Annotated in this window: 13 protein-coding genes; 8 read left to right on the top strand and 5 right to left on the bottom strand. The window is 64.2% G+C overall.

Features of this window, described 5'->3' with window-relative positions:
- The first annotated feature begins 168 nt into the window (after positions 1 to 168).
- On the top strand, positions 169 to 951 hold the full coding sequence (locus ACOJVU_RS09380; RefSeq protein WP_421529521.1) for an SDR family oxidoreductase: 783 nt from the start codon (positions 169 to 171) through the stop codon (positions 949 to 951).
- A 79-nt stretch (positions 952 to 1,030) separates the two neighbouring features.
- Here the strand turns inward: ACOJVU_RS09380 and ACOJVU_RS09375 are convergent, their stop codons facing one another.
- The 4 genes from ACOJVU_RS09375 to ACOJVU_RS09360 all read right to left on the bottom strand — a co-directional run bounded on the left by ACOJVU_RS09375 (position 1,031) and on the right by ACOJVU_RS09360 (position 5,555).
- Positions 1,031 to 3,937 carry an RND family transporter gene (locus tag ACOJVU_RS09375; protein ID WP_421529520.1) on the bottom strand — a complete coding sequence of 969 codons (2,907 nt, stop codon included), beginning with the start codon at positions 3,935 to 3,937 and terminating at the stop codon, positions 1,031 to 1,033.
- The gene (locus tag ACOJVU_RS09370; protein WP_421529519.1) at positions 3,934 to 4,368 is read right to left on the bottom strand and encodes an MmpS family transport accessory protein; all 435 of its coding nucleotides are present in this window, start codon (positions 4,366 to 4,368) and stop codon (positions 3,934 to 3,936) included. The genes ACOJVU_RS09375 and ACOJVU_RS09370 overlap by 4 nt, the downstream gene beginning before the upstream one ends.
- Positions 4,369 to 4,578: 210 nt before the next feature.
- A complete protein-coding gene (locus ACOJVU_RS09365) occupies positions 4,579 to 5,187 on the bottom strand; it encodes a TetR family transcriptional regulator (protein ID WP_421529518.1) in 609 nt (202 codons plus the stop codon).
- 227 nt (positions 5,188 to 5,414) lie between these two features.
- Positions 5,415 to 5,555, bottom strand: a complete 141-nt coding sequence (locus ACOJVU_RS09360; RefSeq protein WP_421529517.1) for a hypothetical protein — start codon at positions 5,553 to 5,555, stop codon at positions 5,415 to 5,417.
- A gap of 246 nt (positions 5,556 to 5,801) precedes the next feature.
- On the opposite strand from ACOJVU_RS09360, the gene ACOJVU_RS09355 reads away from it, so the two are divergent.
- The 3 genes from ACOJVU_RS09355 to ACOJVU_RS09345 all read left to right on the top strand — a co-directional run bounded on the left by ACOJVU_RS09355 (position 5,802) and on the right by ACOJVU_RS09345 (position 7,579).
- Positions 5,802 to 5,981, top strand: coding sequence for a hypothetical protein (locus ACOJVU_RS09355; protein WP_421529516.1), 180 nt, complete (start codon positions 5,802 to 5,804; stop codon positions 5,979 to 5,981).
- Positions 5,978 to 7,300 carry a DEAD/DEAH box helicase gene (locus ACOJVU_RS09350; RefSeq protein ID WP_421529515.1) on the top strand — a complete coding sequence of 441 codons (1,323 nt, stop codon included), beginning with the start codon at positions 5,978 to 5,980 and terminating at the stop codon, positions 7,298 to 7,300. The genes ACOJVU_RS09355 and ACOJVU_RS09350 overlap by 4 nt, the downstream gene beginning before the upstream one ends.
- Positions 7,301 to 7,375: 75 nt before the next feature.
- Complete coding sequence (locus ACOJVU_RS09345; protein ID WP_144954743.1) at positions 7,376 to 7,579, top strand: cold-shock protein; 204 nt, start codon at positions 7,376 to 7,378, stop codon at positions 7,577 to 7,579.
- A gap of 340 nt (positions 7,580 to 7,919) precedes the next feature.
- Here the strand turns inward: ACOJVU_RS09345 and arsM are convergent, their stop codons facing one another.
- Positions 7,920 to 8,708 (bottom strand): arsenite methyltransferase, encoded by a 789-nt coding sequence (gene arsM / locus ACOJVU_RS09340; protein ID WP_421529514.1) that lies wholly within the window; start codon positions 8,706 to 8,708, stop codon positions 7,920 to 7,922.
- Between the two features lie 86 nt (positions 8,709 to 8,794).
- Here arsM and ACOJVU_RS09335 point away from each other — a divergent pair, with 86 nt between their 5' ends.
- The 4 genes from ACOJVU_RS09335 to ACOJVU_RS09320 all read left to right on the top strand — a co-directional run bounded on the left by ACOJVU_RS09335 (position 8,795) and on the right by ACOJVU_RS09320 (position 10,580).
- Entirely contained in the window at positions 8,795 to 9,178 is a 384-nt protein-coding gene (locus tag ACOJVU_RS09335) for an ArsR/SmtB family transcription factor (RefSeq protein WP_421529513.1), read from the top strand.
- A gap of 112 nt (positions 9,179 to 9,290) precedes the next feature.
- Positions 9,291 to 9,512, top strand: coding sequence for an antitoxin (locus ACOJVU_RS09330; RefSeq protein ID WP_343709424.1), 222 nt, complete (start codon positions 9,291 to 9,293; stop codon positions 9,510 to 9,512).
- A 9-nt stretch (positions 9,513 to 9,521) separates the two neighbouring features.
- Positions 9,522 to 9,938: a type II toxin-antitoxin system VapC family toxin gene (locus ACOJVU_RS09325; protein WP_343709425.1), complete on the top strand. Its 417-nt coding sequence runs from the start codon at positions 9,522 to 9,524 to the stop codon at positions 9,936 to 9,938.
- 285 nt (positions 9,939 to 10,223) lie between these two features.
- Complete coding sequence (locus ACOJVU_RS09320) at positions 10,224 to 10,580, top strand: heavy-metal-associated domain-containing protein (RefSeq protein ID WP_421529522.1); 357 nt, start codon at positions 10,224 to 10,226, stop codon at positions 10,578 to 10,580.
- Positions 10,581 to 10,708 lie beyond the last annotated feature (128 nt).

Raw genomic sequence — 10,708 nt, 5'->3', positions numbered from 1 at the left:
GTAGCGCTGAGCACAGTCTCGACGCCGCCAGCGCAGACTCGGCACCAGCGGCGTCTGGTAACAACCCCCGACGAACTTACGGGCGAGACCACTAGCTCGAAGCTGGCCATACATCGTCGTGCGTCTGTATGGTGCTAACCATTCCTCCGACACGACGGGAGACATGCGGTGGCACAACGGTTGGCGGGAAAGGTCGCGCTCGTCAGTGGCGGCGCCCGGGGGATGGGCGCCTCGCACGTGCGGATGCTCGTCGGCGAGGGCGCCAAGGTGGTGTTCGGCGACATCCTCGACGACGAGGGCAAGGCGGTCGCCGCCGACGTCGGTGACGCGGCCCGCTACGTGCACCTGGACGTGACCAGTCCCGAGCAGTGGGCCGCGGCGGTCGCCACCGCGCTGGCCGAGTTCGGCGGTGTCGACGTGCTGGTGAACAACGCCGGCATCATCAACATCGGCACCCTCGAGGACTACGAACTCTCCGAGTGGCAGCGCATCCTCGACATCAACCTGACCGGCGTGTTCCTCGGCATCCGCGCCGTGGTCAAACCCATGAAGGAAGCGGGACGCGGCTCGATCATCAACATCTCCTCTATCGAGGGCATGGCCGGAACCATCGCCTGCCACGGTTACACCGCAACCAAATTCGCCGTCCGCGGGCTGACCAAATCGGCCGCGCTGGAACTGGGTCCGAGCGGCATCCGGGTGAACTCGATCCACCCCGGCCTGATCAAGACGCCGATGACCGAGTGGGTCCCCGAGGACCTCTTCCAGACCGCGCTCGGCCGCGCCGCCGAACCCAAAGAGGTCTCCCACCTGGTGGTCTACCTGGCCAGCGACGAATCCAGCTATTCGACCGGCTCGGAGTTCGTCGTGGACGGCGGCACCACGGCCGGGTTGGGGCACAAGGACTTCGCCGCGGCCGATGTCGGCGAGCGACCGGAATGGGTCACCTGAACCCGCGCCCTCGCATCGAGACTGCGTCCAGCGCTGCGGCGAGGACCGGGAGTACACGCTGGGCGCAGTTTCGGCGACTTCAGCGCAGGCTCGATGCCAATTCGCGCGGCTCGGCCGGCGTCGGCTTCTGAGTCGGGTCAGGCCAGGGGGAGGGCTTCGGCCGCTGCCGGACCCGCTGCGGCCACCAGAACCACTTGCCCAGCAGCGCGGCGATCGCCGGGGTCATGAGCGACCTGACGATCAGCGTGTCGAAGAGCAGGCCTAGGCCGATGGTGGTGCCCACCTGGCCGATCACGGTCAGCTCACTGACTGCCATGGTCATCATCGTGCAGGCGAAGACCAGCCCCGCCGATGTGACGACCGAGCCGGTGCCGCCCATCGAGCGGATGATTCCGGTGTTCAGCCCGGCGTAGATCTCTTCCTTGAACCGCGCCACCAGCAGCAGGTTGTAGTCGGCACCGACGGCGAGCAAGATGATGACCGACATCGCGAGCACCATCCAGTGCAGCTCGATGCCGATGAGGTGCTGCCAGATCAGCACCGAAAGCCCGAAGGACGCGCCCAGCGAGATCAAGACGGTGCCCACGATCACCGCCGAGGCCACGACGCCTCGCGTGATGATCAGCATGATGATGAAAATCAGGCACAGCGAGGCGATCCCGGCGATCAACAGGTCATAGGTGTTGCCGTCGCGGAGGTCTTTGTACATTGCCGCGGTTCCACCGAGATAGATCTTCGAGCCCTCCAGTGGCGTGCCTTTGAGCGCTTCATAGGCGGCCTTCTTGATCGCGTCGATATGCGCGATGCCTTCGGCCGACATCGGGTCGCCGTCGTGGCTGATGATGAAGCGCACAGCATGACCGTTGGGCGAGATGAAGTTCTTCATCCCCTTCTTGAACTCGGCATTGTTGAACGTCTCCGGCGGCAGGTAGAAGGAATCGTCGTTCTTGGACGCGTCGAACGCCTTGCCCATGGCGCTGGCGTTCTTCTGCGCCTCTTTTTGCTGATCCTGCAGCCCCTTCTGCGTCGAATACATGGTCAGCATCGTCGTTTTCATGGCCTTCATGTTCTCGATCATCGAAGGCATCAGCGCCACCATCTGGGGCATCAGCGCGTCGAGGCGGTCCATCACCGGGAGCAGACTCTGGATGTCGTCGGTCATCGTGTCGACGCCGTCGAGGGCGTCGAACACTGATCGCAGTGAATAGCACACCGGTATGTCGTAGCAGTGCTTCTCCCAGTAGAAGTAGCTGCGGACGGGCCGGAAGAAGTCCTCGAAATCCGCCATGTTGTCCCGTAATTGGGCGATGTCGATGGTCATTTCGTGCATTTTTCTGACCATGACGTGCATGTTGTCGGCCATCTGCGTGGTGATGCTCTGCATCTTGGTCATGTCGTTGATGGTCGTCTGCATCATGTCGGCCTGGTGGAGCATGTCGGCCATCTGGTCTTCCTGGTACTTCTGGTTCATCTGCTGGGTGACGCCTTGCATGCTGATCTGGAACGGGATCGAGGTGTGCTCGATCGGCGTGCCTTCCGGCCGGGTGATGGCTTGCACGCGGCCGATTCCGGGCAACCGGAAGACCGCCTTGGCGATCTTGTCGATGACCAGGAAGTCGGCGGAGTTGCGCAGATCGTGGTCGCTCTCGATCATCAGCACTTCGGGATTCATGCGTGCCTTGGAGAAGTGACGGTCCGCAGCGGCGTAGCCTTCGTTCGCAGGCAGGTCCGCGGGAAGGTAGTTGCGGTCGTTGTAATTGGTGCGGTAACCCGGCAGGGTCAGCAGGCCCACCAGCGCGACCATGATCGTCATCACCAGTATGGGCCCGGGCCACCGGACGACGAGAGCTCCGACCTTGCGCCAGCCTCGAATGCGTTGAGCTCGCTTGGGCTCCAGGGTCTTACGGAAGCGCGTTACCAACGAGATGACTGCGGGACCAAGCGTCAGCGCTGCGGCGACGACCACCACCATGCCGATCGCCAAGGGAATGCCCAGCGTCTGGAAGTACGGCAGGTTGGTGAAGTGCAGGCAGAACGTGGCGCCAGCGATGGTCAGGCCCGAACCGAGAACGACATGTGCGGTGCCTTTGTACATGGTGTAGTAGGCGTCTTCTCGGGATTCGCCGACCGAACGGGCCTCCTGATATCGGCCGATCAAAAAGATCGCGTAGTCGGTGGCGGCTGCGATCGCCAGCGTGACCAACAAGTTCGTCGCGAACGTGGAAAGCCCGATGATGTTGTAGTAGCCCAGGAAGGCAACCATTCCGCGCGCGGCTGAAAGCTCGAACACGACCATCAACAACGTGAGCATCACGGTGACGATCGAGCGGTAGACCAGCAGTAGCATCGCGATGATCACCGTGAAGGTCGCCGCCGTGATGAGTTGCAGGCTACGGTCGCCGGCTTCGTGCTGATCCGCCATCAGCGCCGCGGGCCCGGTGACATACGCCTTGACCCCAGGGGGGGTGGGGATGCTCTTGACGATGTTCTGGACGGACTCGACCGACTCGTTGGCCAGAGCTTCGCCCTGATTCCCGGCCAGGTAGACCTGGACATAGGCGGCCTTGCCGTCGCTGCTCTGCGCGCCCGCCCCGGTCAGCGGATCACTCCACATGTCCTGAACGTGCTCAACGTGTTTGGTGTCGGAGTCAAGCTTCTTGACGATCTGGTCGTAGTAGACGTGGGCTGCGTCGCCGAGGGGCTTGTGGCCCTCCAGCACGATCATCACCGAGCTGTTCGACTTGTACTCGTCGAACACCGCGCCCATGCGTTTTGTCGCGACGACCGACTGCGCATCGTCGGGTGCCATCGACACCGAGCGCATCTTGCCCACCTCGTCGAGCTGGGGGACGGCGACGTTGAGCGCCACAATGACCGCGATCCAGCCGAGAATCACGGGTACGGCGAAGTTCCGGATGAGACGCGGGATCGCAGGCCGCTCAGCGTGTGTCGCGAGGGGAGCGGTGTCATCGAGGTGTCTGCTCATGCTGATTTCACCAAGCAGAAGGTCAGTGCGTGCACGCCGGTGGTCACGTTCTCGTCCTTGACTTCGTCATCGATGGTGATCCGGCACCCCAGCTGGTCGCCGTCACTTTGCGCCGAGATGTTGGGGAAGACGGCGGGGGCAGTCGTGCTGAGTACCAGCGTCCACGGCAGCGGTGCACCGTCGACCCGCTGCGGGTCAGCGGACAGATCCAGATAGTTGACGTTGGCGCGGCGGGCCGAACCGAATACCTCGTATTTGACGACCTTGGGCTTGAACGGCTTGGATTCGTCGAGACGCGGGCTGGTCAGCACGCCGGTGTCCTGGGCCCTGAAGAACGTCTTGACCCGTGCCACGGTGAAGCCACCGACCACGACGACTGCCGTGACCAACAGTGGCAGCCACGCGTGGCGCACAACCTTCGATATCTGCACCCGGGTGCTTTCCTTCCTCGTCGCGCAGTAGTGCTGTGGACGTCGTCGGGGTGGCCCGCGGGAGATAGCGGGGGCTTCTCTGATCGCTTGCGTCACCACGGGATTCGCGGGAAAACTCTCGCTTGGCCCGTTTTGCGACACCGCATTCGGATGCTAGTACATTTTGTGCATACTTTGCAGACTATGCAACTTCTCTGACCGTGTTTTGGGTCACTGCGTGAAGATGCTGTTGACGAGCGCGGCGGCGCGTTCGACGTAGGGCATCGGCGTGTCCTCGGCATCCTCGGGCGTGCCGCCCGACCAGCGCTCGATGCCTGAACGCACAGCCGTCAACGCAAGGGCGGAGATCATCGCGGGCACCTCGTCGTCGGGCCGCATCCCCTGGCGGCGTGCGACGACATCGGTCAGGTGGGTTTGGAACCGTTCCAGATCGGCGAGGAAAGCCGCCAGCACCGCGGGCGTGGTCTTGGCGAGTTGCAACATGCACACGGCCTGCTCACGCTTGGGCGGCGCGTCGCGGAGGTGGTGGGCCGCCAGCGCGATCAGCTCCGCCAGCACCACCGAATAGGGCGCGGGGCCGGCCGCGACGAATTCGTCGACGAGCTCGGGGGGTATGTCGGAGGGGCCGTAGGCGATCGCAGACTCTTTGTTCGGGAAGTAATTGAAGAAGGTGCGGGGCGAGATGCCGGCCTCGAGGCAGATCTCGTCGATCGTCACCCTGTCGAAGCTGCGTTCGCTGGCCAGGTGCACGACGGCATCCCGGATATCCATGCTGGTCTGGCGGCGGCGGCGCTCACGTAGACCGATCTGATTGGCCATAGCGCCCTATAGTTGCACAAACTGCAAACTATGCAGTCAAAAGGTGACGGATCGCATGCGCGGCAGCCCGCCGCGTCAGCGATGCGGTGCCGCGAAGCGCGCGAAATCTCTGAACAGCGACATCTGTGCCGACCGATGACTGCCGCGACGACGACTCGGGCGATCCAACGGTCCCAATATTGCTGGGCGCGGCCCGGAACGGGCCGACTCCGCGTCGATTGTCCTCACTACCGTTGTTTGGCCCGCGCGCCGGCGTCGCCGCTGGGGCGATCCGAGAAGACCGGGTTTTCGACCGGCTTTCCGGAGTCCTCGCCCGAGACGATGTATTCGGGCGCTTCTGGGTGCGAAAACAGTTTCGAGTTGTCCATACGTGTCCTTAAGATGAAGTAGGCAGGCTGGTCCGCATCGGCGGTCGGCGAGGATCGAACCGCACACTTCTCTTTTCTCGTGCTCCGACGATTCGCGATGACCGCTAGCGGGCGATGAGTTCAACCGTACAGGCCGGCGGGCGGGTGTCGCGCTCAGGTTCGCGGGAGCGGCGCACTCGGCGCACACCGGGCCGGCATGCGCTACGCTGATACCAACGTCGGTTGCCCTGCGGTGGCCGACACGTCGTGAAACGCTTCTTCATCCTTCCGGCGCCCGTCCCGATCGAGGGTCGGCGCACTGAATCCGGCGCAGTTCGTATCGCGGCGATCGATTTTGCCCACCGGCAATCTCGCCATTTCGTGCTGATCGAACGCGCGCATGTCGCCGCGAACTCGGCAGCACCGATGCTGAAAGACATCAAGTGACCACAGGCATGACTTTTGCCGATCTCGGCGTGCGCGAACCACTCATCGAAGTGCTCGCCGCCCGCGGGATCAGCCATCCGTTTCCCATCCAAATCGAAACACTTCCCGACACACTGAGTGGCCGGGACGTCCTCGGCCGCGGCAAGACCGGCAGCGGCAAGACGCTCGCCTTCTCGATTCCTCTGGTCAGCAGGCTGGCCGGACACCGGCGCCGCCCGTCCCACCCGACGGGTCTGATCCTGGCCCCGACCCGGGAGCTGGCCACCCAGATCACCGCGACCCTGGAACCGCTGGCGGCTGCCAACGGGCTGCGCGTGACGACGATTTTCGGCGGGGTGTCGCAAAGCAGGCAGGTGACGGCCTTGAAGTCTGGGGTCGACGTTGTCGTGGCCTGTCCGGGCCGGCTCGAAGACTTGATGAGACAGCGTCTGATCAGTCTCGACTCGGTCGAGATCACGGTGATCGACGAAGCCGATCACATGGCCGATCTCGGTTTCCTCCCCGGCGTCACCCGCATCCTGGCGGCCACTCCGATGGGCGGCCAGAGGCTGCTGTTCTCCGCGACCCTGGACAACGGCGTCGACAAGCTCGTCAATCGGTTTCTTCGCGATGCGGTGCTGCACTCCGTCGACGGCTCCGACTCGCCGGTACCCGAGATGACCCACCACGTGTTCCACGTCTCGGACGCGCAGGCCAAGAAGGAGTTGGTCCACCGGCTCGCCTCCGGCTCTGGTCGCCGCATCCTTTTCATGCGCACCAAGCATCAGGCGCGCAAGCTTGCCAGGCAGCTGACCGAATCCGGTGTCCCGGCTGTCGACTTGCACGGCAACCTGTCTCAGCCCGCGCGTGACCGGAATCTGGCCGCCTTCAGTGCCGGTGACGCGCGAGTGCTGGTGGCCACTGACATCGCCGCGCGCGGTGTCCATGTTGACGGCATCGAACTGGTCGTGCACATCGACCCGCCCGCCGAGCACAAGGCTTATCTGCACCGGTCCGGACGAACCGCGCGGGCCGGTAATGCCGGCGACGTCGTGACCGTCGTCCTGCCCGAGCAGCGCAAGGACACGCATGCATTGATGCGCCGCGCGGGCATCCGCGTCACACCGCAAGAGGTCACCGTCGACTCGGCTGCCGTGAACGCGGTGGCTGGTGACATGGCGCCGTATCGGGCTTCCGTGCCGAAGACGGCAGTCCCTGCGCATTCGTCGCAGCAGCGTCCGCCGCAGCCTCGTCGATCCGGTTCCGCCGGCCGCAGGCGTAGTCGCCGCCCGGCCCGCTCCCCGGGTTCGTCGCCGCAGCGCGACAGCAGTTGTCAATAAACAGCACGGCGCGTGCTAGGTTGATCGCGCGGATGTTTTAGGTATGTCCGCATTTGAAATGAGAGAAGAAAGTAAATGGCACAGGGGACTGTGAAATGGTTCAACGGTGAGAAGGGCTTCGGCTTCATCACCCCGGACGACGGCGCGAAAGACCTGTTCGTCCACTACTCGGAGATCCAGGGGAACGGCTACCGTTCGCTCGAGGAAAACCAACGTGTTCAGTTCGAGGTTGCGCAAGGCGCCAAAGGGCCTCAGGCAGTAGGAGTTACTGCCGTCTAAGCAACTCCAAACGTGGCAGTGGGCTGGTGCGGTTGCTCCGCGCCAGCCCACTGATCTTTCTGTGCAGATTTTTCTGTGCACCCCGGTGGCCATCGCGGGCGCACCAGGTCGACTCCGTTGGCGGGCCGCCCGGCGGAGATGGGCATCACCGGCCGAGAGGTCACGCTGACGCGTTGGAAAGCAGCGTGTTTGGACGGATCGGCGATTGATGTGGAGGTTTTGGGTGCCGTCAAGAGTGCGGTGATCAGGGTCCTGACAGATGGCGGCGACGTCGTCGCCGCCATCTGTCAACGTGATGTGGTGCCGGCTTCGCAGCGCGATCGTTGTCGGTGCGGTTGCCTCATTGTGTGGACGTGGTGGGTTTGGTTGCCCGGATGATCGCGCCGTGCATTCCTTCGGCGACTTCGTGGGTGAACGTGACTGTGGCATCGGTGAATCCGGCTGCGGCCAGCCCGTCGAGGTATTCCTGGTGGGACAGCGCTCCGGCGATGCAGCCGACGTAGGAGCCGCGTTCGGCGCGCTGCGCCGCGCTGAGCTGGTCTTCGGCGACGACGTCGGAGATCCCGATCCGTCCGCCGGGTACCAGGACCCGGAACATCTCGGCGAGCACAGCCGGTTTGTCGGCCGACAGGTTGATCACACAGTTGGAGATCACCACGTCCACGGCGGCGTCGGGCAGCGGGATGTCCTCGATAGTGCCCTTGCGGAACTCGACATTGGTGGCACCGGCCTTGGCTTTGTTGTCCTCGGCCAGCGCGAGCATTTCGTCTGTCATGTCGACGCCGTAGGCGAACCCCTGGGGGCCGACCCGGCGCGCTGACAACAACACATCAATGCCGCCGCCGGAACCCAAGTCAAGCACCCGTTCGCCCGGGTGCAGGTCGGCGACCGCGGTCGGGTTACCGCAGCCCAAGCTGGCCGCGAGCGCTTCGGCGGGAATCTCGGAATGCTCGTCGGTGCCGTAGAGGCCGGCACCGAAGATGGTCCCAACATCGGCCGAGTCGCTTGACCCGCAGCAGCTCGCGGCGGTCAGCACGTCGCTGTTGATGTCACCGCTACGCGCCGCGGTGGCGGCGGCGCCGTAGCTTGCCCGAACTTGATCGCGCAGCTCGTTGTGTTCGGTAGTCATTCGACCCACTCCTTCCATCGACGGATATCTATGGGTTCAGTCTGCACGACTAATCGATGACCGTCAATGTGTGTCACACTGGGGCCATGCCCGCCACGACCACGTCCCTCACCGAACGCGACGACTCGCGGCCGGTGGCCGACCTTGCTGCGTGCTGCAGCCCGATCACCGACGGCATGCTGGACGCGGCGACCGCCGAGCGGCTGGCCGGCGTGCTCAAGGCGTTGGCCGAGCCGACCCGGCTGCGGCTGGTGTCATTGATTGCGGGCCATGACGGCGCCGAGGCATGCGTGTGCGACCTGACCGCGCCGGTCGGACTGTCCCAGCCCACGGTGTCGCATCACCTCAAGACTCTGGTCGCTGCGGGTCTGTTGGAACGGACGCAGCGCGGCAAATGGGCGTACTACCGGGTGGTGCCCGCGGCCCTGGATGTCCTCGGCGAGGTGTTTGTCGGTACGCGCCGCCGCTGACACGCGCCATTTCTCGGCTGGATGCGGGCGGTTGGCCGGCGCGGGAGCTTGGTCGAGGAAAAGAGCAGTCGGACCGGCAACTACTGATGCGTTGATGCGATAGCATCACACCATGCGAACAACCCTGGACATCGACGACGACGTCGTCGCTGCGGCACGTGAACTCGCAGCCGGCGAGCGGCGGTCCCTGGGCGCGGTGATCTCCGAGTTGGCCCGCCGCGGTCTCACTCCCGCGCGCGTCGCGACCGCCGATGGGTTGCCGGTCATCCGTGTGCCGTCGGGTACGCCGCCGATCACCCCCCAAACCGTCCGACGTGCGCTCGACGAGGACTGACCACCGACGATGGCGCTGCTCGACGTCAACGCGCTGGTCGCTTTGGCGTGGGACTCCCACATCCACCATGTGCGTATCCGCGAGTGGTTTGCCGCCAATGCATCGCAGGGTTGGGCGACCTGCCCCATGACAGAAAGCGGCTTCGTTCGCGTATCTACCAACCCAAAGGTGCTTCCGAGCCCGATCGGGTTGGCCGATGCGCGAAATGTCCTTGCTTCCCTGCGCGGGGCTGATGGCCACCGGTTCCTTACTGACGACGTGTCACTCATTGACGACGACGTACCCACCATGGTCGGGTACCGCCAAGTGACTGACGCACACCTGCTCACTCTCGCGCGCCGCAGGGGAGTTCGCCTTGTCACTTTCGACGCAGCCGTTGTTTCTCTTGCGCAGGGAAGCGATGTGGAACTGCTCACGATGCTTTGAGCCTGGCCGAAGTTGAGCTTCGCGTCGGAGAGGTTTCGCCACCTATCGGCGAAGATCGAAATACGGTTCAGGAAGCCGGATCTGGACGTTGGGTGGATTCGATCGGCGCGTGCGACAGGCCCGTGGTCGAAAGCGGCCTCGACGGCCTCATGGCACCTGGCGATGCAACGAGCGAGTGCGACGAACACCGAGGTTCGGCCCGCGGGAACTCGGCGCGCCCACTTGACGACCAATAGGCGGGAGAACATCAACGCGGCGCGACAGTAAGGAACGGCCTTGACTGAAGTGGCAGTAACCGGGCCCGGTAGGGCGGAAACCGGGCGAGTCGAACTCGACCTGAAAGGCCTGTCGTGCGGTGCATGCGCGAGGCGCGTCGAGAAGGCGCTGAACAGGATCGACGGAGTGCGGGCGTCGGTCGACTTCGGAGCCAGGGTGGCGAGGGTCGAGGCCGATCCGGGTATCGACGTAGCGGACCTGTGCGCGGCCGTGAGAAAGGCCGGTTACGGTGTCGCGGTGCGCATGGAGGGAGGCGGTGGAAGAGTTGAAGTGCCTGAGAAACAGCAGCTCTCGCCGCTACGGACGGCCATTTCGGCCGTGACGTTGCTGCTGCGCTGGTTGATTTCTCCCTGGCATGCTCGCTGAGGACTTCGGTTCGGCCAGAACTGGGCGGGACTAGCGGTCTTGCCCGTTAATCCGTCGGGCCCGTTCGCTGGGGTGTCGAGACTGCGGTGGCAGCGCCGAAACGCGAAAAAAGTAGCGCTGAGCACAGT

It is taken from the genome of Mycobacterium sp. THU-M104, from assembly GCF_049197365.1.
In the GTDB taxonomy this organism is placed as follows: domain Bacteria; phylum Actinomycetota; class Actinomycetes; order Mycobacteriales; family Mycobacteriaceae; genus Mycobacterium.
This window is presented reverse-complemented; position numbering and strand designations above follow the sequence as displayed.

What these genes read in the sequence shown, in the direction of transcription:
- ACOJVU_RS09345 (WP_144954743.1), top strand. Translation starts at nt 7,376, where the DNA reads ATGGCACAGGGGACTGTGAAATGGTTCAACGGTGAGAAGGGCTTCGGC.
- ACOJVU_RS09365 (WP_421529518.1), bottom strand. Translation starts at nt 5,187, where the DNA reads ATGGCCAATCAGATCGGTCTACGTGAGCGCCGCCGCCGCCAGACCAGC.
- ACOJVU_RS09360 (WP_421529517.1), bottom strand. Translation starts at nt 5,555, where the DNA reads ATGGACAACTCGAAACTGTTTTCGCACCCAGAAGCGCCCGAATACATC.
- ACOJVU_RS09335 (WP_421529513.1), top strand. Translation starts at nt 8,795, where the DNA reads ATGCCCGCCACGACCACGTCCCTCACCGAACGCGACGACTCGCGGCCG.
- arsM (WP_421529514.1), bottom strand. Translation starts at nt 8,708, where the DNA reads ATGACTACCGAACACAACGAGCTGCGCGATCAAGTTCGGGCAAGCTAC.
- ACOJVU_RS09330 (WP_343709424.1), top strand. Translation starts at nt 9,291, where the DNA reads ATGCGAACAACCCTGGACATCGACGACGACGTCGTCGCTGCGGCACGT.
- ACOJVU_RS09375 (WP_421529520.1), bottom strand. Translation starts at nt 3,937, where the DNA reads ATGAGCAGACACCTCGATGACACCGCTCCCCTCGCGACACACGCTGAG.
- ACOJVU_RS09325 (WP_343709425.1), top strand. Translation starts at nt 9,522, where the DNA reads ATGGCGCTGCTCGACGTCAACGCGCTGGTCGCTTTGGCGTGGGACTCC.